Origin of the sequence: Microtetraspora glauca, assembly GCF_040656155.1 — a bacterium.
Classification (GTDB): Bacteria; Actinomycetota; Actinomycetes; order Streptosporangiales; family Streptosporangiaceae; genus Microtetraspora; species Microtetraspora glauca.
This window is the reverse complement of record NZ_JBFALK010000004.1, coordinates 241,739-265,389: the sequence shown is the minus strand read 5'-3', so window position 1 is coordinate 265,389 and position 23,651 is coordinate 241,739. Positions and strand designations below refer to the sequence as shown.

General features: G+C 68.6%; 22 protein-coding genes. 11 read left to right on the top strand and 11 right to left on the bottom strand.

Annotated features, from left to right (window positions below):
- Positions 1–154: 154 nt before the first annotated feature.
- The 4 genes from AB0I59_RS10240 to abmR all read right to left on the bottom strand — a co-directional run bounded on the left by AB0I59_RS10240 (position 155) and on the right by abmR (position 4,511).
- Positions 155–928, bottom strand: coding sequence for an isoprenyl transferase (locus AB0I59_RS10240; RefSeq protein WP_061258278.1), 774 nt, complete (start codon positions 926–928; stop codon positions 155–157).
- A 39-nt stretch (positions 929–967) separates the two neighbouring features.
- Positions 968–1,501: a hypothetical protein gene (locus AB0I59_RS10235; protein ID WP_358131860.1), complete on the bottom strand. Its 534-nt coding sequence runs from the start codon at positions 1,499–1,501 to the stop codon at positions 968–970.
- 425 nt (positions 1,502–1,926) lie between these two features.
- The gene (locus AB0I59_RS10230) at positions 1,927–3,723 is read right to left on the bottom strand and encodes a phosphoenolpyruvate carboxykinase (GTP) (RefSeq protein WP_435830927.1); all 1,797 of its coding nucleotides are present in this window, start codon (positions 3,721–3,723) and stop codon (positions 1,927–1,929) included.
- A 269-nt stretch (positions 3,724–3,992) separates the two neighbouring features.
- Entirely contained in the window at positions 3,993–4,511 is a 519-nt protein-coding gene (gene abmR / locus AB0I59_RS10225; protein ID WP_061258275.1) for an ATP-binding transcription factor AbmR, read from the bottom strand.
- A gap of 221 nt (positions 4,512–4,732) precedes the next feature.
- Here abmR and AB0I59_RS10220 point away from each other — a divergent pair, with 221 nt between their 5' ends.
- Both AB0I59_RS10220 and AB0I59_RS10215 read left to right on the top strand, forming a co-directional pair.
- Positions 4,733–5,365, top strand: a complete 633-nt coding sequence (locus AB0I59_RS10220) for an acyl-CoA-like ligand-binding transcription factor (RefSeq protein WP_358131858.1) — start codon at positions 4,733–4,735, stop codon at positions 5,363–5,365.
- A 229-nt stretch (positions 5,366–5,594) separates the two neighbouring features.
- A complete protein-coding gene (locus AB0I59_RS10215) occupies positions 5,595–7,145 on the top strand; it encodes a peptide ABC transporter substrate-binding protein (RefSeq protein WP_358131856.1) in 1,551 nt (516 codons plus the stop codon).
- 110 nt (positions 7,146–7,255) lie between these two features.
- On the opposite strand, the gene AB0I59_RS10210 is transcribed toward AB0I59_RS10215, so the two are convergent.
- The 3 genes from AB0I59_RS10210 to AB0I59_RS10200 form a co-directional block, all read right to left on the bottom strand.
- A complete protein-coding gene (locus AB0I59_RS10210; RefSeq protein WP_358131854.1) occupies positions 7,256–8,530 on the bottom strand; it encodes a C40 family peptidase in 1,275 nt (424 codons plus the stop codon).
- 155 nt (positions 8,531–8,685) lie between these two features.
- Complete coding sequence (gene greA / locus AB0I59_RS10205) at positions 8,686–9,186, bottom strand: transcription elongation factor GreA (protein WP_061258269.1); 501 nt, start codon at positions 9,184–9,186, stop codon at positions 8,686–8,688.
- A gap of 75 nt (positions 9,187–9,261) precedes the next feature.
- The gene (locus tag AB0I59_RS10200; RefSeq protein WP_228636892.1) at positions 9,262–9,726 is read right to left on the bottom strand and encodes a DUF4307 domain-containing protein; all 465 of its coding nucleotides are present in this window, start codon (positions 9,724–9,726) and stop codon (positions 9,262–9,264) included.
- Between the two features lie 117 nt (positions 9,727–9,843).
- Between AB0I59_RS10200 and mca the strand changes: the two genes are divergently transcribed.
- The 3 genes from mca to AB0I59_RS10185 are packed head-to-tail and all read left to right on the top strand — an operon-like array spanning position 9,844 to position 11,193.
- A complete protein-coding gene (mca, locus tag AB0I59_RS10195) occupies positions 9,844–10,725 on the top strand; it encodes a mycothiol conjugate amidase Mca (protein ID WP_061258267.1) in 882 nt (293 codons plus the stop codon).
- Positions 10,726–10,734: 9 nt separating this feature from the next.
- Positions 10,735–10,911, top strand: coding sequence for a large conductance mechanosensitive channel protein MscL (locus AB0I59_RS10190; protein ID WP_228636888.1), 177 nt, complete (start codon positions 10,735–10,737; stop codon positions 10,909–10,911).
- Positions 10,912–10,914: 3 nt separating this feature from the next.
- On the top strand, positions 10,915–11,193 hold the full coding sequence (locus tag AB0I59_RS10185) for a GNAT family N-acetyltransferase (protein ID WP_061258266.1): 279 nt from the start codon (positions 10,915–10,917) through the stop codon (positions 11,191–11,193).
- Here the strand turns inward: AB0I59_RS10185 and AB0I59_RS10180 are convergent, their stop codons facing one another.
- Positions 11,194–12,354 (bottom strand): hypothetical protein, encoded by a 1,161-nt coding sequence (locus AB0I59_RS10180; RefSeq protein ID WP_061258373.1) that lies wholly within the window; start codon positions 12,352–12,354, stop codon positions 11,194–11,196.
- 105 nt (positions 12,355–12,459) lie between these two features.
- Between AB0I59_RS10180 and AB0I59_RS10175 the strand changes: the two genes are divergently transcribed.
- Genes AB0I59_RS10175 through AB0I59_RS10165 form a run of 3 tightly spaced genes read left to right on the top strand, consistent with a single transcriptional unit; the run spans position 12,460 to position 16,016 of the window.
- On the top strand, positions 12,460–13,071 hold the full coding sequence (locus AB0I59_RS10175; RefSeq protein WP_358131850.1) for a type IV toxin-antitoxin system AbiEi family antitoxin domain-containing protein: 612 nt from the start codon (positions 12,460–12,462) through the stop codon (positions 13,069–13,071).
- A complete protein-coding gene (locus AB0I59_RS10170) occupies positions 13,071–13,973 on the top strand; it encodes a nucleotidyl transferase AbiEii/AbiGii toxin family protein (RefSeq protein ID WP_358131848.1) in 903 nt (300 codons plus the stop codon). The genes AB0I59_RS10175 and AB0I59_RS10170 overlap by 1 nt, the downstream gene beginning before the upstream one ends.
- Positions 13,974–14,030: 57 nt before the next feature.
- Positions 14,031–16,016 carry a thioredoxin domain-containing protein gene (locus AB0I59_RS10165; protein ID WP_358131846.1) on the top strand — a complete coding sequence of 662 codons (1,986 nt, stop codon included), beginning with the start codon at positions 14,031–14,033 and terminating at the stop codon, positions 16,014–16,016.
- Positions 16,017–16,025: 9 nt separating this feature from the next.
- On the opposite strand, the gene AB0I59_RS10160 is transcribed toward AB0I59_RS10165, so the two are convergent.
- Positions 16,026–18,251 (bottom strand): transglycosylase domain-containing protein, encoded by a 2,226-nt coding sequence (locus AB0I59_RS10160; protein WP_358131844.1) that lies wholly within the window; start codon positions 18,249–18,251, stop codon positions 16,026–16,028.
- 262 nt (positions 18,252–18,513) lie between these two features.
- Positions 18,514–18,984: an Lrp/AsnC family transcriptional regulator gene (locus AB0I59_RS10155; RefSeq protein ID WP_358131842.1), complete on the bottom strand. Its 471-nt coding sequence runs from the start codon at positions 18,982–18,984 to the stop codon at positions 18,514–18,516.
- Between the two features lie 96 nt (positions 18,985–19,080).
- On the opposite strand from AB0I59_RS10155, the gene hppD reads away from it, so the two are divergent.
- From hppD to AB0I59_RS10140, 3 genes are read left to right on the top strand one after another with little or no spacing between them, the layout of a single operon-like run.
- Positions 19,081–20,172: a 4-hydroxyphenylpyruvate dioxygenase gene (hppD, locus tag AB0I59_RS10150; protein ID WP_061258263.1), complete on the top strand. Its 1,092-nt coding sequence runs from the start codon at positions 19,081–19,083 to the stop codon at positions 20,170–20,172.
- 54 nt (positions 20,173–20,226) lie between these two features.
- Positions 20,227–20,736 carry an RDD family protein gene (locus tag AB0I59_RS10145; RefSeq protein ID WP_358131840.1) on the top strand — a complete coding sequence of 170 codons (510 nt, stop codon included), beginning with the start codon at positions 20,227–20,229 and terminating at the stop codon, positions 20,734–20,736.
- A 58-nt stretch (positions 20,737–20,794) separates the two neighbouring features.
- Positions 20,795–22,261, top strand: coding sequence for a M1 family metallopeptidase (locus AB0I59_RS10140; protein WP_358131838.1), 1,467 nt, complete (start codon positions 20,795–20,797; stop codon positions 22,259–22,261).
- A gap of 80 nt (positions 22,262–22,341) precedes the next feature.
- Here the strand turns inward: AB0I59_RS10140 and ilvA are convergent, their stop codons facing one another.
- Positions 22,342–23,556 (bottom strand): threonine ammonia-lyase, encoded by a 1,215-nt coding sequence (ilvA, locus tag AB0I59_RS10135; protein WP_061258260.1) that lies wholly within the window; start codon positions 23,554–23,556, stop codon positions 22,342–22,344.
- Positions 23,557–23,651: the final 95 nt, after the last annotated feature.

The following is a 23,651-nucleotide window of genomic DNA, read 5'->3' as shown; positions in this document are numbered from 1 at the left end:
GTGGTGAACGGACCGGACCCGTGCCCTGACGAAGTGGACCGGGATTCCGGCCCTCCTCACGATCAAGGACAGGCCCTCTCCCACTACGGTACGTAACGTTCCCCTTGATCCCAATAGCTGGACCGTGACCGAAAGGGAGCGTTCACGTGCCGTTTCAGGAACCGTACCGACGGTGCCGCGCGGCGTACGAGCGGAGCGCCCGCAGGAAGTCGACTCTGCGGAAGTCAGGCCAGTAGGCCTCGCAGAAGTAGAACTCGGAGTGGGCGCTCTGCCAGAGCAGGAAGCCGGAGAGCCGCTGCTCTCCCGACGTCCGGATGACGAGGTCGGGGTCGGGCAGTCCGCGCGTGTAGAGATGCTCCGCGATGTGCTCGACGTCGAGGACCTCGACGAGGTCCTCGATGCTCGCGCCCTTGCTGGCGTGCTCCTGGAGGAGAGAGCGCACCGCATCAGCGATCTCACGTCTTCCTCCATACCCAACGGCCACGTTCACAATCAGGCCAGGGCGGTGTGATGTGGTTTCTTTTGCATCTTTCAGGACACGAGCGGTGTGATCGGGCAGCAGATCCAGTGACCCCATGGGGCTGACGTGCCATCCCTGCTCGACGAGGTCCTGCACCAGACCCTCGATCACCTGGAGCAACGGCTGGAGTTCGGCCTGGTCCCGGGAGAGGTTGTCGGTGGAGAGCAGCCACAGCGTCACGTACTCGACCCCGGCCTCCCGGCACCACTCCAGGAGCTCGGTGATCTTGTCGGCGCCCTTCTGGTGCCCGCGGCTCACGTCACGCAGGCCCATGGCCCTGGCCCATCGCCGGTTGCCGTCGACGATGACGCCCACATGCCGGGGGATCAGGTCCGCCTCGCGGGACCCGGAGAGCTTCCGCTCGAGCCTGCGCTCGTACAGCTTGTACACGAGATCGCGCACGCCCATGCAAGTCCTCTTCCCTCGCGACCCGGTGGCTCCGGTCAATTATCGGGGCCGCGACACCCTGACTGCTCCGTCCGTGAGGTTGCTGTTGCGTTCCATCTCGAACGAACCCCCCAATATTTCCTCGGCGTCGCAGACGAGACCCTCGACGAAGGCGGCCAGGCGCCCGGAGGTCAGTTCCGCGCGCAGGCCGACGCCGCTCGCGCCCCACGCCTCCAGGAAGGCCCTGCGGGTGAGCCGCCACTCGCCCAGCGGAGCGACGCCTCCGCGCCGCCGGGTGGGGATCCACGACGGCATGGTCCGCACCTGGCAGCGCAGCTCACCGCCGCCGACCACGTCGATCCTGCTCCGGTAGCGAAGGGCGAACATCTCGCCCTCTCCACCGGGGAAGCGGTCCTCCGGATCCGGCCAGCCGCCGGCCTGGGGACCGCCGTCCGCTCTCGCGTCCGCGATCACCCGGGCCAGCCTGGCCAGGAACCAGCCGCACCGCTCCCCGACCGTTCCGTACGGCACGCCGTCCCGGTACAGCTCCAACGTGACCTCGTACGGCACGCCCAGTCTGTCCCGGCACGGCACCGGATTAACGGTAAGGTATGATCCGTCTACGCACGGTAGCCCTTGCACGGTTCACACGCTAGCCGCGACAACTCGCCGCTAACACCCCAAAACGGGCAAGTCCGCGTTAGCGGACCCGGCGCGTCAGACGGGCCCACAGGCCGGGCCGTAGACGGGTTTCCTCCGCCAGGTTATGACCGGCGTCGGTCGAGCCGCCGCCGCATGCCCCGTCGCACACACCGCGTGTGAGGATGACCACCACTGACGATCGTGGGGACAGGTAGGACACCCTTCATGGACCCCTCCGTCGAGGGAGCGCGCATATGATCGCCGCTCGCCTCCACACAGGCGGTCCGTGGGGATTATGCACTAGGCGAAAGCCGTACGGGCCTCGGGACGTCCAGCGGACGATCCGAGGCCCGTACGGTGGCTCAGGAGCGCTCAGGTCAGCTCAGGCGGTCGACCAGGGCGTTGTACTCGTCCCACAGCTCCTTGGGCAGGTGGTCGCCGAAGGTCTCGAAGAAGGCCGGCACGAGCGCCGCCTCCTCACGCCACACCTCGGGGTCGACGCTCAGCAGCTCCGCCATGTCGCTCTCGGAGACGTTCAGGCCCTCGGTGTCCAGCGCGACGGGCAGGTTGCCGATCGCGCTCGGCACGGCGTCCTCCTGGCCGTTCAGCCGGCCGACGATCCACTTGAGGACCCGGCTGTTCTCGCCGAAGCCCGGCCACAGGAACCGGCCGTTCGCGTCCTTGCGGAACCAGTTGACGTAGTAGATCCGCGGCAGCTTGGCGGGGTCCGCCTGCTGGCCGATCCTGATCCAGTGGGCGAAGTAGTCGCCCATGTTGTAGCCGCAGAACGGGAGCATCGCGAACGGATCGCGGCGCAGCTCGCCGACCTTGCCCTCGGCCGCCGCGGTCTTCTCCGAGGCGACGTTGGCCCCGAGGAAGACGCCCTGCTGCCAGCTCAGGGACTCGGTGACCAGCGGGACCGCGGTCGCCCTGCGCCCGCCGAACAGGATGGCCGAGATCGGCACGCCCGCCGGGTCCTGCCACTCAGGCGCGATCGTCGGGCACTGCCCGGCCGGGGTGGTGAAGCGCGCGTTCGGGTGCGCGGCCGGCTCGCCGGACTCCGGTGTCCAGGAACGGCCCTTCCAGTCCGTCAGGTGGGCCGGCGGCTCGTCGGTGAGGCCCTCCCACCACACGTCGCCGTCGTCGGTCAGAGCGACGTTGGTGAAGATGCTGTTGCCCCAGAGAGTCTCGATCGCGTTGGCGTTGGTGGACTCGCCGGTCCCCGGCGCGACGCCGAAGAACCCCGCCTCGGGGTTGATGGCGTGCAGGCGGCCGTCGGGGCCGAACCGCATCCAGGCGATGTCGTCGCCGATCGTCTCGACCTTCCAGCCGGGAATCGTCGGCTGGAGCATGGCGAGGTTGGTCTTGCCGCACGCCGAGGGGAACGCCGCGGCGACGTACCGCGCCTCACCCTGCGGCGGCGTGAGCTTGAGGATGAGCATGTGCTCGGCCAGCCAGCCCTCGTCCCTTGCCATGACGCTGGCGATGCGCAGCGCGTAGCACTTCTTCCCGAGCAGGGCGTTGCCGCCGTAGCCCGAGCCGTACGACCAGATCTCGCGGGTCTCCGGGAAGTGGCTGATGTACTTGGTGTCGCTGCACGGCCAGGGAACGTCCTCCTGGCCCTCGGCCAGCGGGGCGCCCACGGAGTGGACGGCCTTGACGAAGTCGCCGCGCTCCTCGATCAGGCGCAGCGCCTCCTCACCCATCCGGGTCATGACCCGCATGGACACCGCCACGTACGGCGAGTCGGTGATCTCCACGCCGAGCTGGGAGATGGTGCCGCCGAGGGGACCCATGCAGAACGGCACGACGTACATCGTGCGACCGCGCATGCATCCCTTGAACAACTCACCGAACGTCCGCCGCATCTCGGCCGGGGCGATCCAGTTGTTCGTCGGCCCCGCGTCCTCGGCCCGCTCCGAGCAGATGTACGTTCGGTCCTCGACCCGGGCGACGTCACTCGGGTCTGAGGTCGCAAGGAAGCTGTTGGGCCGTTTGGCCAGCCGGGTGAGAGTGCCCTGTTTGACGAGCAGGTTCGTCAAGCGGGTCCACTCCGCCTCGGAGCCGTCGCACCATTCGACCCTGTCAGGCTGGGTCAGCTCAGCGATCTCCCTGACCCAGGCGGCCAGCTCGGGGTGAGTCGTCGGAACGCGTACCTCTGCTGATATGGACACGGAACCGGCTCCTTTTTCTCGAAGGACCAAATCATCATTGACGACGAATGGCCGACGAATCCAATTGGCGTAGACCACGCCCATATCCGGCGGCACTCGGGTCCACACGGCTCCGGAATGGAGTTTGTCCAGGCAGGGGCCGTGACGGTTCGTGGAGCCTACCCAGTAGAAAGCGGTTCAAAGAAACGAGTTCCGAGCGTCAGATCACTCCCGTCCGGTGATATTGGTATAGGCCATCCGAAGTGGTCCAGACCATTTTTTCAATTGGTTTAGTCCACGTGATCCGGCCCGGCGGCGCGGACCCGGTCCACGTGCTGGAGGGCATCCCGCAGGTCAGCGAGCCAGGTGTCGGTGTGCCGCCCCACCAGACGGACGCACCAGGCCAGGGCGTCGCTGCGGCTGCGTGCGACCCCCGCGGCGACGAGTGTGTCGAGGACCTGACGCTCCGGCTGCCGCAACCGCGTCATGACGGGCACCGACAACGTGGTGAACATCACTCTCTCGCCCTCGACGACGATCCCCCAGGAAACCTTCCTGCGGAATCGCCGTTCGGCCTCGCGAGCGATCTCGATCCGGCGCTCCCTGGTCTCCTCGCGGAACCGCTCGACGTAGCCCTCCAGCGCGGCGGAACGCTCCAGGTCGGGCAACCCGCGCGCCACGGTCAGCGGGGGGACGACGCCGACGACCGCGATCTCCTCGCGATCGACCACCAGCTCGGGCGCCTCGGCGAACCAGCCCTCGGGCAGGCGTCCGGCGAACCAGCCCCGCAACTGCTCCTCTGTATCCATGTAATCGAGATTACAACCGCTTCCCTCGGCAGGCCATGTGTCGACAGTGACACTCTTCCTGGAGTTACTTTCACTCCGGAGCCGCGTGTCCCGCGGGGCGCGATCGGCGCCACACTCGGCAGCCTCCTTTCCACTGTCCACTCCGGCCGCGGCCCCGGTCACCGGCCCCGCCGATGTTGATCTTCCTTCCCAGAGGTGCGGGGAGACGGCAAAATCGGGGCATGAGCTCCCCTCAGCGCGCTGACCGGAACGCCGACTCGCCGCAGCGGGCCGTCCTGAGCCTGCGCGAGCGCAAGAAGGCCAAGACCCGGCGGGCGATCCAGGAGCACGCGCTGCGGATGTTCACCGAGCAGGGCTACGAGGCCACCACCGTCGAGCAGATCGCGGAGGCGGCCGAGGTGTCTCCGAGCACGCTCTTCCGGTACTTCCCGACCAAGGAAGACCTGATCGTCCAGGACGACTACGACCCGATACTGCTGGCGGTGATGCGGGCCCAGCCGCCGGAGCTGCCCCCGCTCACCGCGATCCGGCGGGCGCTGCACACGGCCTTCGCGCAGATTCCCCCTGAGGGACTGGACGAGGTCCGCGTCCGGATGAGCCTGATGATGAGCGTCCCTGCCGTACGCGCCCGCAGCCTGGACAACCTGCTGACCACGGTGGACCTGCTGGCCGGGGTGGTCGCCGAGCGCTCAGGCCGCGACCGGTCCGCCCCCGCCGTGCGGACATTCGCCGGGGCCGTGCTGGGGGCGATGCTCCCGGCGCTGTACAGCTGGGCCGCCGCGGACGGCACCCGCTCCCTGCCCGACCTGATCGACGAGGCCCTGGCCCTCCTCGAAAGCGGTCTCCCCCTCTGAGCCCCATTTCGAGTCCCCCTTTCCGAATTCCCCCGCCCGAACCCGCGCGCCCGAAGATGGCGTCCCGAACCGCGATCCGGCGGCCCGCGACTCGCCGGATCGTGACTCGCCGGATCGTGACTCGCCGGATCGTGACCAGGTCGCGCCCTGTGTCAGAAGCGACGATCCGCTTCACGCCCTAAGGTGATCTACCGGTTTTCGACCGGAATTTCACCATTGGAGGCCAGAGATGTCTCGTCGGAGACTCGCCGCCGTCACGGCCCTCACCTTGCTCCCCGGCGCGGCCCTGGCCGGTACGGCGCGGGCAGACAGCGCCGCGGAGATCGTCGTCGGAACCTGTCAGGCGTACCAGATCTCGAATGTCGGCACCCTGGACGCCTGCGGCTCCGAACCGCTGGACGCGCTCTTCACCGGGCTGACTGAGTACGTGCCCGGCACCTCCCGGGCCCGCTACGCGGTCGCCACGTCGATCACCACGAAGGACAACCGGGTCTACCACGTCACCCTGCGTAAGGGCTGGAAGTTCCACGACGGGACCGAGGTCAAGGCGCGCAACTTCGTCGAGGCGTGGAACCAGACCGCAGCGACGAAGACGGACAGTTCCTTCCTCTTCGGGGAGATCGAGGGCTATGGCAAGCGGAAGATGTCCGGACTCAAGGTGACCGGGGACCACACGTTCACGATCACCCTGTCCGCGCCGCTCGGCGTCTTCGTGAAGAGGCTCAGTATGTCGGCCTTCTCCCCGCTGCCGGACTCGACCCTGAAGAACCCGGCGAGCTTCGAGAAGAAGCCCGTCGGCAACGGCCCGTACCGGGTCGTCTCGTGGTCGCCCTCGTCCGAAAGCGTGGTGGAGCGGTCCGACGACTACCCCGGGGCCAAGCCGGCCGTCGAGAGGATCGTCTACCGGGCCTACCGCGACGAGGACGTGCTCTACGCCGACCTTCGCTCCGGCGACGTCGACTTCACCACCCTGATCCCCTCGACGAAACTCGCGACGTTCAAGAAGGATCTGGACGGCCGGGTGATCAGCCGACCGGGCCACGTCAACCAGGTGATCACTTTCCCGGCGAAGGTCGCGGCGAACACCGACTTCCGCAAGGCCATCTCGATGGCGATCGACCGGGAAAGGATCACAAGGGAGGTCTTCGGCGGTGGCCGCGTCCCCGCCCGCTCTTTCGTCCCGCCCACCGCCGAAGGCAGCAGGCGCGACCCCTGCGGGCAGGTATGCGCGTACAACCCGAACAAGGCGCGCAAATATCTGACGAAGGCCCTCGCGTCGGGATTCCGGCCGCCGGCCGTTCTCCCGCTCTACTACAACGCCGACAGCGCGCACGCCGACTGGGTCAAGCCCGTCGCCGCGAGCGTGAACAAGACACTCGGCGGCAAAGTGAAGGTGGTGCCCAAGCCGATACGGACCTTCTACGAATTCCGGGAGGCCGTGACGGGCGGGCGGCTGGACGGCATGTTCCGGGTGGGCTGGCAGCTCGACTTCCCGCACATCCAGAACGTTCTCGCCCCCATGTACGGTTCGGACGGGGTGTCCAACGACGGCGGCTACCGCAACCCTCGCTTCGACGCGTTGCTGCGCGCGGCCGACCGGCAGCGCTCCTCGGCCAAGGCGATCAAGCTCTACCAACAGGCCGAGGCGCTGCTGGTCAGGGATCTGCCCGCCATCCCGCTCTGGGACTACGGCCAGCTTGCCGGATTCTCCGAGCGCATCGCCAAGGCCGGGCTCACCCCGACCGGGTGGCTGGACCCGATGACCGTCAGGCTCGCCTGACACTTCCACGCCGTGACCTCGACCGGACTTCCACGGACGGCGAGGTCACGGCGTCGCGTGGCCGGGCAAACCGGACCGCGGTCACGGGTATTCCGCCCGTTGCTCCGGGGTCAGCGGACGCGGGCGGCGACCCAGGGGCTGACCCGGACCACTCCGGCCAGGTTCCGCGTGTAGACCGGGGCGATCTTGACGACGTCGCCCGTACGCGGCGCGTGCAGCATCTTGCCGTTGCCCCAGTAGATCGCGACGTGCGAGATGTAGTTGGGGTTGGTCGGGTCGTTCCGCCAGAACAGCAGGTCGCCCGGCTGCGCCTGGGAGAGCGGTACCTGCGGGCCGGTCGCCCACTGCTGGTGGGTGACCCGCGGCATCCGGACCCCCGCCTGGGCGTAGGCCCACTGGACCAGGCCCGAGCAGTCGAAGGTGTTCGGGCCCTCCGCGCCCCACACGTACGGGCGGCCCAGCTTGCCGACCGCGGCCGTGAGCGCGACCTTGAGCTGGTCGACCGACATGAACGCGGTCACCGGCCAGGTCTTCTGCTGCGTGGTCCGGCCACGCGGGACCACGACCACCGGGTTGATCGTGGCCACCTGGCTGCCCTTCGGCAGGATCTTCAGCAGTTTCCTGCGCAGCTTCCCCGAATCCACCTTGGGAGCGCTGACGACCAGGGCGTTGCCCTCGGGGATGCCCAGGTTCCGCGCGGTCTGCCGGGACACCACGGCGGCGATCGAGCCCATGCCCATCGTGGCGTACGCGCCCACGCGCAGCTGGAGGCGTCCTCCGGTCACCGTCGAGCCCAGCTTGATGCCGCCGTCCTGGCCCAGGTCGAAGGAGACAGCCACCTCACCGGCTGCGACGTTGTTCCAGAGGGCGTCGGATCTGGCCGTCGTCCTCGGCGTGAAGGGGCGGAACGTCGACGGTTCGACGCCCAGGGTCTGCACCCGCTTGCCGTCCACCATGACGTCGGCGGCGTCGGTCACCTCCGCCGCCGCCACGCCCTTCGCCTTGCGCACCTTCGCCACGACGTCCGGGGAGAGCGGCCCCCGCGCCACCACGAACAGGTGCGGGTCGCGCAGCTCCTTGAGCGGCGCCACCGCGGGAGTCGTCGCCTTGATCTGCTCGGCGGACGCCACCCGCCGGTCGTGCTCGTCGGCACCGGCCCCCGTCGCCTGCCGCCGTACGGGCGGAGTGGTGGGATCGCGGTTGAGGACGACCAGGTCGGCGGTGAACACGGAGACCAGGAGCGCCGCGATGACGGGGACCGCCGCGCGGGGCATCCGCCTGCGGGGAGACACCCTCGGGCTGTAGGCCAGGTCCTGCCGGGTCTCGGACACCACGCGGGCGACGCTCGTCCGGAACGAGGAACGCGCACGCCCGTCGAGCACCATCCCACCCCATCTCCCCGTAGGCCCGCAGCGCGTTCGGATCGGCGAGCCCGATCAACGAGACTGCCGTACGAGGGCGAATACCGCAATCGGCGCACATGCCAAAACCCGCCGGCGCGAAGACGTACCGGCGGGTCGACGCACGTGTGATCGGGTGGCTAGTTGCCGATGTACGGCACGGCCTCGAGGATCTCGACCTCGTTCTGGCGGCCGTTGGGCATGGTGTACATCGCCTTGTCGCCGATCTTCTTGCCGTTGATCGCGGAGCCGAGCGGCGAGTTCGGCGAGTAGACGTCGATGGGCGCTCCGCTCTCCTCGCGCGAGGCGAGCAGGAACGTCACCTCTTCGTCATCACCCACGAAACGGATCGTCACGGTCATACCGGGACCGACGACACCCTCGGTGCGGGGTGCCTCGCCCACCTTGGCGCTGTCCAGGATCTGGCGGAGATGGAAGATCCGGGCCTCCATCTTGCCCTGCTCGTCCTTGGCCGCGTGGTAGCCGCCGTTCTCCTTGAGGTCGCCCTCTTCACGGGCGGCTTCGATCTTCTTCGCGATATCCGTGCGACCCGGGCCGGAAAGGTACTCGTACTCCTCCTTGAGGCGGTCGTACGCCTCTTGCGTCAGCCAGGTGACGTTGTCGTTCTGGGAGACGGCCACGGGCTCTCCTTGTTCCTCTAAGTGACTCGAAAGGCTTACAAGTTAACGCCTTCGAACGCTTCCCCAAAGATTCCACTATACGAGATTGCAGTACTGAACGAGCACGCTCGTGGCCTGGGAACTCGTCTTCAGACGCTCCGTCACGGTGAGGTCCGACCTGCCGGACGGGATGGTGACCTCCTTGCTGCCGACCTCGGTGTGAAGGACGTCGACGGCACGCACCCGGCAGCTCGCCACACTGTCGGCGGGCTTGTGCACCAGGAAAGTCACCTCGGCGGAGTCGGCCGCGTCGGCGTTGTAGCTGACCACGTCGGCCCGCACCTCGGGGTTGCCCCGCGCGGCCATCATCACGTATCCCCAGCCGCCCGCGATCACGGCGACGAGCAGACCGATGACGACGTACGCCAGGACGCTCCGGCGCCCCTGAGGCCGCGCGGGATAGTCGTCGGGCGTGCCGAGAATGGGAGCGTCGAGCGCGCCGGTCCTGTCACCGGCGTCGCCGGCCCTCGTACCGGGCCTGCTGCTGGATTCGGCGGCCATGGCGGAATCTCCCTGGGGTCTTACGGTGTTGTCCGAAACAATTGTCCAACCCGGGGGTCTCGCCCCCTCCAGAAGCTAACCTCTTCGAGGAGCTGACTGGACACATTGAGGAGAGCCGTGAGTGCACCGCTGAGGCTGATGGCCGTTCACGCGCACCCTGACGACGAGTCGAGCAAGGGCGCGGCGACGATGGCCCGCTACGTCAGAGAAGGTGTGGACGTCCTCGTCGCCACATGTACCGGCGGCGAACGCGGCTCCGTTCTGAACCCCAAGATGGACCGGCCGGACGTCCTGGAGAACATCGGCGAGGTACGCCGCCTGGAGATGGAGCGGGCGCGGGAGATCCTCGGCGTGGAGCAGCGTTTCCTCGGCTTCGTCGACTCGGGGCTCCCCGACGACGAGACCGAGCCGCTTCCCGACGGATGCTTCGCCGTACAGCCGATCGAGGTGGCCGCGGCGCCGCTGGTCGCACTGGTCCGCGAGTTCCGCCCGCACGTGATCCTCACGTACGACGACAACGGCGGCTACCCGCACCCCGATCACATCATGACCAACCGGATCTCGATCGAGGCGTTCGAGGCGGCCGGCGACCCCGACAAGTACCCCGGAACCGGCGAGCCGTGGCAGCCGTTGAAGCTCTACTACCACATGGGGTTCAGCAAGGAGCGGTTCGAGGCGCTGCACGAGGCGATGAACGAGCGCGGCATGGGCTCGCCGTACGCCGACTGGATCGCGCGCTGGGAGGACCGCCCGGAGAAGTGGGACGTCACGACCAGGGTCCCGTGCGCCGACTACTTCGAGATCCGCGACCTGGCCCTGATCGCGCACGCCACCCAGGTCGACCCCGACGGGTTCTGGTTCGTCTGCCCGCGTGAGATCCAGCAGGAGGTCTGGCCGACAGAGGACTACCACCTCGCCAGGTCCCTGGTGGACACCTCGCTTCCCGAGGACGACCTCTTCACGGGGATCCACGCGGAGGTCACCCCTGCCTGCTCGTAAGCTGGAAGCGTGAACTCCACCACCGCAACCGACCCGAGCATCGGTCCGGGGCTTCTCGGTTTCATCATCGTCGCCGCCATCGGCTTCGCGTTGTTCTTCCTGATCAAGTCGATGAACAGGCAGATGTCGAAGATCGAGTTGCCACACGAGCGCGAGCACCCCGCCATCCCCGTGCGCGAGGGTTGAAGAGTGCCCGAGATAGTCCACGACGCGGCGGCCTCACGGTACGAGCTCCTGCTCGACGGTGAGGTCGCCGGGTTCGCCGAGTACCGTCTCCGCGACGACACGATCGTCTTCACCCACACCGAGATCCGCGAGGAGTTCGAGGGCAAGGGCCTCGGCAGCCGCCTCGTGGGCGGCGCCCTCGACCAGGTACGGGAGACCGGGCGGACCGTGGTGCCGAAGTGCCCGTTCGTCGCCCGGTACATCGAGCGTCATCCGGAGTACCGCGACCTGCTCGCGGAGTGATCAGCCCGCCGACCAGGCACGCTCCAGCGCCTTGGGCAGGCCCCACCAGCCGAGCGCGGTGAACACCTCGGCCTTGTCCACGATGCCGAGATGTGCCCACAGCGGGGTGACCGCGGTGAACAGCATCTCCGTCGCCTCAAGGTCCTCAGGCTCGGCCAGGGTGTCCTCTGCGTCCAGATCGACGTCCTCGGAGTCGGCGATGAACCGGGCGATCCGCTCCGGCGAGGCCAGCGCGCCGGGGCCGTACCTCGCCAGCGTGGTCACCGCCGCGAGCCAGTCGGCGTGGTTGATGGCGCAGAGCGAGGCGAGGATGGAGTCCTCGTGGCTCAGCTCCCCCTCCATGTCGAAGAACCGGGCCGCGTCCTCCTCGTCGGGCAGATCCGAGATCGGCGACGCGATGCCGGCCGCGACGGCCAGCCAGAGGTCCTCGTCGCGCTCCGGTAGCGCGTCCTCGTCGAGTCCGGCGCAGGCCCGCAGCACGTTCCCCGGATAGCCGTTCTCCGTCAGCGTCACGCGGAGCCGGAGTGCGGCCGAGCGCAGATCTCCGGCGGGCAGCGGCGGCTCGGGCAACTCGGCCAGGATCCGGCGGAGCTCGCCCAGCGCGAACGCCTCCTCCTCGTCCCAGGCGGCGTAGAGCTCCTCGTCCTGCTCGTCGCTGACCGCCGTGCCCGGCACTCGGCCGTCGGGCAGCGGCGCGCCCAGCCAGCGCTCCTGCAACTCCTCGTACGCGTGCCGGGCGTCGGAGTCGCCCGCGGCCAGCGCGTCCACGTCGATCTGGCCGGACGCGACACGCTCCTCAAGGAACGCGACCATCCTGGCGTGCATCTCGGTGGCGACCGGCCCGCGTTCGCCCTCCTCCGGCCAGACGAAGTAGCTGCGGGTGAGCAGGATCGGCTCGCTCCCCGTGGACTCCAGCCAGCGCTGCACGTCGCCGACCGTCGCCACACCGGACTCGATGCTGGAAAGGGTCGCCTTGGCCGAGTCCCAGAACGGGACGGACAGCGGATTGCCCGCCGCCAGGAGCTCGCGCCTCAGATCGGGAAGAGAGACGAGGGCCTGCCCCGACGGCACCGCCAACAGCACCCGGGCCACGTCACGCCGCGTCAACTCAGCCGCCGGCCGGCCCGCGTGCCTGACGGCGTAGTCCAAATCCAAGCTCACGCCCCCGGAGCCTACGCCGTGCCGCCGCCGGAACACATCCCCCACCCCGGGAGATCCATCGTTGAAAGTCACGCCACCTACCGCAACGTGGTGTTACTTTGAAATGTGATCAAGCTCGCGAAGTCAGTATTCGCACAGCGCCTGGGCCACCTCGGCCCCACCTTCACGGCCGGTCAGGCCAGGGACGCCGGCATCGGCTCCAACGCGCTTGGTCAACTCCGCGACACCGGACAGATCACCGAGTTGAGCAGGGGCGTATACCGGAAGAGCGACGCCCCGGTCACCATGTACGTCGATCTGATCGCCGCGTGCACACGCGTCCCGATCGGAGTTCTGTGCCTGGAGACGGCGCTGGCCGTCCACGACCTGACCGACGAGATCCCAGGGGAAGTGAACCTGGCGGTACCCCGGGGCGGACCACTTCCTCGGATCAGCTATCCCCTGGTTCGCGCCCATCGCTTCGCCGCGGCGACCTTCGAGGAAGGGATCGAATATTGGGAAGCCGCACCGGGCGAACATGTGAGAATCTATGGTCCGTCACGGACCGTGGTCGACTGCATGCGATTGCGTCACCTCGTCGGCGATCAGGTCGCCCTGCGGGCGCTGCGGTCCTACCTGCGACGCCGTGGGACCACCCCCAGCGATCTGATGAGATACGCGGAACTCCTCGGCGGCGTGGGTCCCCTTCGGAACGCGATCCAGGTGGTGCTCGACTGATGTCCCCCAACCCCCCACGCGACACGCCGGAAGGCCTCGCCTACAACACCTTGCGCAACCTCGCCAGGCGCGAGCGCCGCAACACGGACGATCTGATCACCCTGTACGCCCTGGAAGGCTTTCTCCGCCGGCTGAGCTCTTCGGACATGGCCGGGCAGTTCATTCTCAAGGGTGGCCTTCTTCTCGCGGCCTTCGGTGCCCGCCGAGTCACTCGCGACATCGACCTCATGGGGCGCGGGTTCGCGAACGATGAGCAGACCGTGCTCTCCCGCGTGATCAGCATCGCATCCATGCGGGCCGAGGACGGGCTCCGTTTCGACGTCACGGCGATCCGCGCCTCCGCGATCCGGGAAGACGACTTCTACGGCGGTGTGCGCGTGTGCGTTCCCGCCCTGCTGGGCAAGTCGCGCACCCGTCTTCAACTCGACGTGAGCTTCGGAGATCCGATCACCCCGGGTCCGGAGATGATCACTTACCCAACGCTGGTGACCGGTGGAGGCTTCCCGCTGCTGGGCTACCCGATGGAGAACGTGCTTGCGGAGAAGACCATCACGGCCTTGGAACGTTCCAGCCAGAACACGCGCGACCGGGACTATGCCGATATTTGGCGTCTCACAGGCTGCCACGATCTCGACGGCGCGTCCGTGCGCACCGCGTTGGAGAACACCGCTTCCCATCGTGGCGTGACGATGAAAAAGCTCTCTGACGTGATCCTCGATCTTCCAGATACCAGGCAGATCCCCTATTCCGCCTGGCGAAGGAAGCAGGGCACGGACGGCGCCGCCTATCCGCCGATCTTCCGCGACCTCGTCACCGACGTCGTCACGTTCACTGATCCTGTTCTCGCCGGGGAGGCCGGGACCGGTCACTGGTACGCCCTCGGCCGGAGATGGGGACCATAGTGTGAGATGACGCGGAAGTCGCCCGGGGCGTCAGCGCCCGAACGCGAGGGGTTCTTCATGAATCGGCTCAAAAACGCCACGAGTCCCTATCTGGCGCAGCATGCGGACAACCCCGTCGACTGGTTCGAGTGGGGTGCCGACGCCTTCGCCGAGGCGCGCAGGCGAGACATCCCTTTGCTGATCAGCGTGGGGTACTCCGCCTGTCACTGGTGCCATGTGATGGCACACGAGTCGTTCGAGGACTCGGGGACCGCCGAGCTGATGAACGAGCGGTTCGTCAGCGTCAAGGTCGACCGGGAGGAACGGCCCGACGTCGACGCGGTCTACATGAGCGCCACCCAGGCGATGACGGGGCAGGGCGGCTGGCCCATGACGGTCTTCGCCACTCCGGACGGCCACCCGTTCTACGCCGGGACGTACTTCCCCCGCGCGCAGTTCCAGCGGCTGCTGCACGGCGTCTCGCAGGCCTGGCAGAACGACCGCGACACCGTCGTACTCCAGGGGTCGAAAGTCGTCGACGCCCTCAACGAGCAGAGCCGGCTGCCGTCCGGTCCGCTGCCCACGGCCGCGACCCTGGAGCAGGCCGTACGCGATCTGGCCGGGGGTTTCGACCCGCGCGCGGGCGGGTTCGGCGGCGCGCCCAAGTTCCCGCCGTCCATGGTGCTGGAGTTCCTGCTCCGCCACGGGACGCCCGACGCGCTCGCCATGGCCGAGAAGACCATGGACGCGATGGCCAGGGGCGGGATGTACGACCAGCTCGGCGGGGGCTTCGCGCGATATTCCGTGGACGCCGGATGGGTCGTCCCCCACTTCGAGAAGATGCTGTACGACAACGCGCTCCTGATGCGCGTGTACTCCCACTGGTGGCGGTCGACCGGTTCGACGCTCGCCCGGCGGGTGGCACTGGAGACGGCGGAGTGGTTGCTCCGCGAGATGCGCACGCCCGAGGGCGGCTTCGCCTCAGCCCTGGACGCCGACAGCACGGGTCCGGACGGCCGGCACGGCGAGGGCCTGTTCTACGTCTGGACGCCCGACCGGCTCCGCGAAGTGCTCGGAGACGACGACGGCGCGTGGGCGGCCTCCGTCTTCGAGGTCACCGGCACCTTCGAGCACGGGACCTCCGTGCTCCAACTCCTCGCCGACCCCGACGACCGGGCCCGTCTCGACCGCGTCCGTACGGCACTGCTGGCGGCGCGCGAGGAGCGGCCACGCCCCGGGCGGGACGACAAGGTGGTGGCGGCGTGGAACGGGCTGGCGATCGCCGCGCTGGCCGAGACGGGGGCGCTGTTCGAGCGGCCCGACCTGGTCGAGGCGGCTACGGCGGCGGCCGAGCTGCTCGCCCGGCTGCATGTGGACGGCGGGCGGCTGCTGCGCACGTCACGGGACGGCCGGGCGGGCCAGAACGCGGGCGTGCTCGAGGACTACGCGGACGTCGCCGAGGGTTTCCTCGCCCTCTACGGGGTGACCGGCGATACCCGGTGGTTCGGCCTCGCCGGTGAGCTGCTGGAAACGCTGCTGACCAGGTTCACCGACGGGTCGGGCGGGTTCTTCGACACAGCGGATGACGGCGAGCGCCTCTTCCAACGCCCGCAGGATCCGACGGACAACGCCGTGCCGTCCGGGCAGTTCGCGGCCGCCGGGGCCCTGCTCTCCTACGCCGCGCTCACCGGATCGGCTCGGCACAGGGAGGCCGCGGAGGCGGCGCTGGGCACCGTCACCGTGCTGGCCGGCAAGTACGCCAGGTTCGCGGGCTGGGGGCTCGCGGTGGCCGAGGCCGCCCTGCACGGCCCGGCCGAGGTGGCGATCGTCGGCCCGGCCGACGATCCGCGTACGGCGGCGCTGCACCGGGCCGCCCTCATGTCCACGGTTCCCGGTCTGGTGATCGCTCTCGGCGGCGCCCGGGACGGGCAGGAGCGGGAGGTCCCGCTGCTCGAAGGACGGCCGATGGTGGACGGCGCCCCCGCGGCCTACGTGTGCCGCCGCTTCACCTGCCGGGCGCCGGTCACGACCCCGGCGGAGCTGAAGGCCGAGCTGGCTCGCTGAGGAGTCAGGTCACTGCGTCGGCTGGTCGGGCGGCGCCTCGGTGTGGTCGGTGTTCCCCGGCGGCTCCGTGGAGCCTCCCGTGCCGCCGGTCCCGCCGTCCCCGTCGGGCCGGCCGGGTCCGGTGGTCTCACCGCCGTCGGGCCTTCCGGGGTCCGGGGTCCCCGGATCGGTGGCGGACGGTTGCGGGCTGGGCGACGCGTTCCCGCCGTCGCCCCCGTTGTCCCGGTTGAACCGGTCACCGTAGCGGTCGCCGTAGCGGTCGTAGCCGCCATACGACCCGTACGGGTCGTAGGAGTCGTATCCGCCGTAGTAGTAGGACGACGGATCGGGGAAGTCCTTGACGGGCTTGCCGTCCATCGCCTCCGACATGAACTGCTTCCAGATCTGCGCGGGCAGCGTTCCGCCGTACAAGGCGCCGTATCCGGGCACCTCCACCGCCTTGTTGTCGTCGCGGAACATGTTGACCGCGACGGAGAGCTGCGGCACGTAACCGGTGAACCAGACGGCGGCCGACTTGTCGGTGGTCCCCGTCTTTCCGGCGACCGGCCGGTCGGACAGCTGCGCCGCGGTGCCGGTGCCGCCCCGCACCACCTGCTCCAGCGCGTACGTCGTGTCGGCGGCGGTGTCCTCGCTGAACGCCCGCCTGCCCGGCGCGGTGATCTTCCGCGTGTTGCCGTCCGCGTCGGTGATCGAGCGGATCACGTGGACGTCGTGATGGATGCCCTGAGCCGCGAACGTTCCGAACCCGGACGCCTGCTGGACGGCGCTCACCGAGGCGACGCCGAGGGGGAACGTGGCGGCGGCCCGGTGTTGGGTGAGCTGATCCGCGGGGATGCCCGCCGCCTCTGCCGCCTCGGCGACCTTGCCGAGGCCGACCTGCTGCCCCAGGTCCACGAACGCGGTGTTCACCGAGTTGCGGGTGGCCTGGACGAGGTCGATGGACGAGCCGTACGACTGGCCGCCGGAGTTCGGGATGGTGGCCGAGGCGATCCGCATCGGCGAGTTGCCGTTGACCCGGCTGGTCAGGCCGTAGCCGTTCTCCAGCGCGGCGGCCAGCGTGTACGGCTTGAAGGTCGATCCCGCCTGGACCTTGGCGGAGAAGGCGTTGTCGTACTGGTTGGACTCGTACCTGCCGCCGTAGAACGCGAGGACCTCGCCCGTGGCGGGATCGACGGCGGCGAGGCCGGTGCGCACCTTCTGCGGCATGTTGTCGGGCAGGACCGACTTCACCGACCGCTCGGCGAGCTTCATCAGCTTCTTGTCGAACGTCGTGGTGATCTTCAGGCCGCCCTGGCTGATGTCCTCGTCGGTGTAGCCCAGCCGGTTCAGCTCGGCCGTGACCTGGGCGACCATGAAACCGTTCTGGCCGTCGAGCGTGAGCGGGGCCTTCTGCTTGGCCAGCGTGGGGAAGGTGAGGGCCGCGGCCTGCTCACCCGTCATCGCCCGGGTCTGGACCATGCCGTCGACGACGGCCTGCCAGCGGCTCTTGGCCGCGTCGAGATCGGTGCCCTTGGGGTTGGCGAAGCGGGACGGCTGCTGGATCACCGCGGCGAGGTAGGCGCCCTCGGCCGGGGTGAGGTCCCGCGTGTTCTTGCCGAAGTACGCCTGGGACGCGGCCTGGATGCCGTACGCGCCGCGACCGAAGTAGATGGTGTTGAGGTACTGCTCCAGGACCCAGTCCTTGGATTTGGAGCGATCCACCTTGAGGGCGATCATGATCTCCTTGAGCTTGCGCTCGACGGAACGCTCCTGGCTGAGCCCGCTGTAGTAGTTGCGGACCAGCTGCTGGGTGATCGTGGAGCCGCCCTGGAGCTGCTGCCCGGTGACCGTCGACCACACCGCCCGCGCGGTGCCCGACAGGGAAACGCCCTGGTCGTTGTAGAACGTCCGGTTCTCGGCGGCGATGACGGCCTGCCTGACCGGCTCGGGCACCTCACTGAGCGGCACGTTCTTGCGGTTGGTGCCCTGAGTGGCCAGGACGCTCTTGCCGTTCCTGTAGTAGATGACCGACCCCTGCGCGGTCGCGAGGTCCTGCGTCGTGTCGGGGATCGGCGTCATCACCCAGATGACGCCGAACAGGCCGACCACCGCGCCCACGCAGACCCCGAACACGATCAACGCGATCCTGAGGAGCCGCCTCCTCCTCGGCCGTTTTCGCTTCGGCTCGGACGGCGACTCCGCGCCGAAGGGCTGCTCCGGCCCGGACGGCTGCTCCGGAATCTCGTCGGTCTCCACGCGCTACCCCCGGTTGCTCACGCTCTCGCTGCCCTCGCGACGCCTGGGCGAACCATTCAAAGGTAAACGAGGGATAACGATGCTTGGCGTACTGTGGGCTGCTTCTTTCTGAGTTCCGGCCCCTGTTCCGGTTTCAGCGCCTTGTTCACGCCCCCGGCCGCGGTACCGGATCCCGTTTCGGTCGCGGTTCCCGATCCCGTCCCGATCCGGTCCCGATCCGGTCCCGATCCGGTCCCGGTGCGGCCCCTGGGCGGTCCCGGTATCAGTTCCGGTTCGCCGCCGCGACGAGCGGCAGGGTCCGGTACGGCACGGGCGTGTCCAGGGCGATCACCGACGAGGTGCGCACGACGCCGTCGACGTCGACGATGAGATCGATGACACGCTGGAGGTCGGCGTTGCTACGGGCGACCACCCGGCACAGCATGTCACCGCCGCCGGTGATGGTGTGGACCTCCAGCACCTCGGGCACGAGCGCGAGCCGATCGACGACCGGGCTGTGCCCGCTGACCTGCCTGATCTGCAGGGTCACGAAGGCCGTCACGCCGTATCCGATCGCGGTCGGATCGATGTCGGGGCCATACCCCGTGATCACCCCGCGCTCCACCATGCGGTCGAGCCTGGCCTGGACGGTGCCGCGCGCCACGTTGAGACGCCGCGAGCACTCCAGCACGCCGATGCGGGGCTCGGCGGCCAGCATCGAGATGAGCCGTACATCCAGCTGATCAATGGTCACAACGTTCTCCCAGGTTCGGGGTCGATAACTGGGCAGATTGTCTACTGATTTTTCCATGTGTTGCACACCTTGGCCAGATAGTCCGACAGTGACGGCATGAGCGATATGTTCCCTGTGCATGGCATGGACGCGGTCGTCTTCGCGGTGGGCAACGCCAAGCAGGCGGCCCACTACTACTCGACCGCCTTCGGGATGCGCCTGGTCGCGTACCGGGGCCCGGAGAACGGCAGCCGCGACGAGGTCGCCTACGTGCTGACGTCCGGAGGTGCCCGGTTCGAACTCCGCGGCGCCGTACGGCCCGGCACTCCGGTGGCCCGGCACGTCGCCGAACACGGTGACGGCGTGATCGACCTGGCGCTCGACGTACCGGACGTGGAGAGCGCCTACCGGACCGCGCTGGAGCGTGGCGCCACCGGCATCACCGAGCCGTACGGGATCGAGGACGAGCACGGCAAGGTGATGCTCGCGGTGATCGCGACCTACGGGGAGACCCGGCACACGCTCGTGGACAGGTCCAACTATTCGGGGCCCTACCTGCCCGGATACGTCGCCGCCGAGCCGATCGTCGAGCCCGGGGACCGGATGTTCCAGGCGATCGACCACTGCGTCGGCAACGTCGAGCGCATGGAGGAGTGGGTCGAGTTCTACGAGCGGGTCATGGGATTCACCCGCATGGCCGAGTTCATCGGCGACGACATCGCGACCGAGTACTCCGCGCTGATGTCGAAGGTGGTCGCCAACGGCAGCCGCAAGGTCAAGTTCCCGCTGAACGAGCCGGCGCCCGGGAAGCGCAAGTCGCAGATCGACGAGTTCCTCGAGTTCTACGGCGGGCCGGGCGTCCAGCACATCGCGCTCGCGACGAACGACATCCTCTCGGCCGTCGACCGCATGCGGGAGGCCGGGCTGCAGTTCCTGGAGACGCCCGACTCGTACTACGACGACCCCGAGCTGCGCGAGCGGATCGGCAAGGTCCGGGTGCCGGTCGAGGAGCTGAAGAAGCGGCGGATCCTGGTCGACCGGGACGAGGACGGCTACCTGCTGCAGATCTTCACCAAGCCGGTACAGGACCGGCCCACGGTGTTCTTCGAGCTGATCGAGCGGCACGGATCCCTCGGCTTCGGCAAGGGGAACTTCAAGGCCCTGTTCGAGGCGATCGAGCGCGAGCAGGAACTGCGCGGAAACCTTTAGCGATTTTGCGCGGCGGCGGCTTTCGGGTGGCCGGTGCCCGGTGACCACAAGGTCATGGAGCCACCGTTTCCGCCTGAAGGCGAACCGCGACCAGACCCGCGGACGCCGTGGGAGCCGCCGCCTCTCGGGCCGGCGGCTCCCTCGCTCGCCGGCCGCTGGCGCCGCCTGTTCGCCGGCATCTTCGACATCGTCATCGTGGCCATCATCTCGTCGCCGCTCGTCTGGACGTCGTGGCGGATCGTCAAGGAGCCGACGACCGGGACGGTGACCCTCGTGGACGTCACGCACACCTATCTCGCGAGCATCGTCGGCTTCCTCTATTACTGGCTGTTCCATGCGTTCTGGAACGGCCAGACCCCCGGAAAGAAGATTTTCGGGATGCGGGTGGTCCGCGAGAACGGGCAGCGCATCGGGGTGGGACAGGCCGCCGTCCGGCAGCTCACGGAAATCGTGCTGGCCTGGCTGTGCTGCCTCTGGATCCTGGACCTCGGATGGATCGTCTTCGACGGGAGGAAGCAGGCGCTGCACGACAAGGCCGCGGGGACGCTCGTCGTCGACGCGTGAGCTGGATGCGTGGGGACACGTGGAGAAGGGCGCCGACCACCTCGCATAGTCTGGCTTGATGATGGCCGCACGCCGACTGACCACCACGTTCGCCGCGCTCGTCCTGATCTCCCTGATCGGCTGCGCGCCCTCCGAGGGCGCGGTCACCGGCCCTGGCGGGAGGAGCACGTCCGCACCGGGGCACGCCGCCGCATCGCCCGGCTCCGGCGTGGACCGTTCCGATGCGGTCGGTGCCCCCGGGATCGGCGACCCGACGTTCCCCTTGGACGGCAACGGCGGATACGACGTCGGGCACTACACGCTGAAGCTGTCCTACGATCCCGCGTCCAGGATGCTCGCCGGCAGCACCTCCATCCAGGCGAAAGCCGTACAGGACCTGTCACGGTTCGATCTGGACCTGCACGGGTTCACGGTGAGCCGGGTGACCGTGGGGAACTCCGACGCGACGTTCACCCGGGATGGCGATGAACTGGTCGTCACGGCGCCCAAGATGATCGCGAAGGACGCGCCCTTCACCGTCACCGTCGACTACTCCGGCGTGCCGGATCCGGTGCGCAACTCCTCCAACCTGGGCAGTTACGGGTTCATCCCGACGCCCGACGGGGCCTTCGTCACCGCGGAGCCCGACGGGGCCAAGACATGGTTCCCGTCCAACGACCACCCCGCCGACAAGGCCACATACGACTTCGAGATCACCGTCCCTACGGGCCTGACGGCGATCGCCAACGGCGAGCAGGTCGGCGAGCCGACGACCAGCGGCGGCAAGACGACGTTCGTGTGGCGTGAGAAGCACCCCATGGCGAGCTATCTCGCGACCATGACGACCGGGAAGTTCGACGTCCGCACCGGAACCTCGCCGGGCGGCATCCCCGTCTACGCCGCGACGGACCCGAAGTACCGCAACACGCTCGACCTCCTCTACACCAAGACCGCCCAGATCACCGATTACTGGACGACGGTGTTCGGGCCGTACCCGTTCTCCTCGACCGGCGGCGTGGTGGACGACTACGAGGCTGGCTACGCCCTGGAGAACCAGACCAAGCCCATCTACGGCGGCTTCGCGCCCGATTCGGGCATCATCGCCCACGAGCTGGCACACCAGTGGTTCGGCGACAGCCTGAGCATCAAGCGCTGGCAGGACCTGTGGCTGAACGAGGGCTTCGCGTCGTACGCCGAGTGGCTGTGGTCCGAGCACTCGGGCGGCTCGACCGCCGACCAGATGTTCCGGACGTCGTACGCCGACACGGCCAACGCGATGTGGAGCTACCCGCCCGGCAAGGCCCAGCGCGACGACCTGTTCAACGACTCCGTCTACACGCGCGGTGCCATGACGCTGCACGCCCTGCGCAAAGAGATCGGCGACGACGCGTTCTTCGCCCTGATCAAGAAGTGGGCGGCGACCTACAAGTACGGAAATGTCACGACGGACGAGTTCATCGCCATGGCGGAGAAGACGTCCGGCAAGAAGCTGGGCCCGCTCTTCGACGCCTGGCTCTTCCAGCCCACCCGCCCCGCGCTCGGCTGACCTGAGCACTCGGCCGCGTCCGCCTCGGCCTCGGCCTCGCCGAGCGCCGAGCGGCGAGCAGCGAGCAGCGAGCAGCGAGGCTAGCCGAAGCTGAGCTTGTAGCCGTCGCGGCGCAGGGCGCCGAGGACCTCGTCGCAGTGCGCGGGCCCACGGGTCTCCAGCTGCAGCAGGACCTCGGCCTCGTCGAGATGGAGCCTCGGCGCGACCCGCTCGTGCACCACGTCGAGCACGTTCGCGCCGAGATCCGCGAGCCTGGCGAGCAGCGCCGCCAGGGCACCGGGCCGGTCGGTCAGCCGGATGCGGAAGGCGAGATAGCGCCCCGCCGCCGCGAGACCGTGCCGCAGCACCTTGGAGAGCAGCAGCGGATCGATGTTGCCGCCCGAGAGCACCGCCACCACCGGCGGCTCGAACGCGTGCGGGTGGTCGAGCAGGGCGGCCACCCCGGCCACACCCGCGGGCTCCACGACCAGCTTCGAGCGTTCGAGGCAGAGCAGCAGCGCCCGGGACAGCGTCTCCTCCGACACCGTGACGACGCTGTCCACCAGGTAGTGGATCAGCTCGAACGGCAGCTCACCCGGGCGTCCGACCGCGATGCCGTCGGCCATCGTGGAGGTGGGTTCCACCATGACCGGATGGCCGGCGGCGAGTGACTCCGGATAGGCCGCCGCGCGTTCGGCCTGGACGCCGACGATCCTGATGCCGGGGCGGAGCGACTTCACCGCGAGGGCGACGCCCGCCGCGAGCCCGCCGCCGCCGATGGGGAGGACGATCGTGCCGGTTTCGGGGAACTGCTCCAGGATCTCCAGCCCGATCGTCCCCTGCCCGGCGACCACGTCAGGGTGATCGAAAGGGTGGATGAACACCGCCCCCGACCGCTCCGCGTCGTCCTTGGCCGCCTGCAGCGCCACATCGACCGTGTGCCCCGCGAAGACGACGTCGGCGCCGTACGCGCGGGTGGCCTCGACCTTGGGCAGCGGAGCGCCCTCGGGCATGTAGACCCTCGACTTCGCGCCGAGCAGCCCCGACGCGAACGCCACCCCCTGGGCGTGGTTGCCCGCGCTGGCGGCGACCACACCGCGGGCCCGCTCCTCGTCGGTGAGCCGCGCGATCCGGACGTACGCCCCGCGCACCTTGAAGGATCCGGCGCGCTGGAGGTTCTCGCACTTGAGATGGACCGGGCCGCCGAGCATTTCGGACAACACTCTGGAGTGCACGACCGGAGTCTGCACGATCACACCGGCGAGAAGTTCACGTGCGGCGACGACATCGTCGTACGTCACCTGTGGAGCACCCATGCCCGAAAGTCTCCCACTCGCGGGCGTCCACGTTCCCCAATGCCCGCCGCGAACCGCACCCGCGCCCACGGGCTCGCACGGGAGTCAGGGCTCCG

Coding starts and splice junctions, on each gene's coding strand:
- AB0I59_RS10240 (WP_061258278.1), bottom strand. CDS start 928: ATGGGCGTGCGCGATCTCGTGTACAAGCTGTACGAGCGCAGGCTCGAG.
- abmR (WP_061258275.1), bottom strand. CDS start 4,511: ATGGATACAGAGGAGCAGTTGCGGGGCTGGTTCGCCGGACGCCTGCCC.
- AB0I59_RS10220 (WP_358131858.1), top strand. CDS start 4,733: ATGAGCTCCCCTCAGCGCGCTGACCGGAACGCCGACTCGCCGCAGCGG.
- AB0I59_RS10215 (WP_358131856.1), top strand. CDS start 5,595: ATGTCTCGTCGGAGACTCGCCGCCGTCACGGCCCTCACCTTGCTCCCC.
- AB0I59_RS10210 (WP_358131854.1), bottom strand. CDS start 8,530: ATGGTGCTCGACGGGCGTGCGCGTTCCTCGTTCCGGACGAGCGTCGCC.
- AB0I59_RS10200 (WP_228636892.1), bottom strand. CDS start 9,726: ATGGCCGCCGAATCCAGCAGCAGGCCCGGTACGAGGGCCGGCGACGCC.
- AB0I59_RS10170 (WP_358131848.1), top strand. CDS start 13,071: ATGTCCCCCAACCCCCCACGCGACACGCCGGAAGGCCTCGCCTACAAC.
- AB0I59_RS10165 (WP_358131846.1), top strand. CDS start 14,031: ATGAATCGGCTCAAAAACGCCACGAGTCCCTATCTGGCGCAGCATGCG.
- hppD (WP_061258263.1), top strand. CDS start 19,081: ATGAGCGATATGTTCCCTGTGCATGGCATGGACGCGGTCGTCTTCGCG.
- AB0I59_RS10145 (WP_358131840.1), top strand. CDS start 20,227: ATGGAGCCACCGTTTCCGCCTGAAGGCGAACCGCGACCAGACCCGCGG.
- AB0I59_RS10140 (WP_358131838.1), top strand. CDS start 20,795: ATGATGGCCGCACGCCGACTGACCACCACGTTCGCCGCGCTCGTCCTG.
- ilvA (WP_061258260.1), bottom strand. CDS start 23,556: ATGGGTGCTCCACAGGTGACGTACGACGATGTCGTCGCCGCACGTGAA.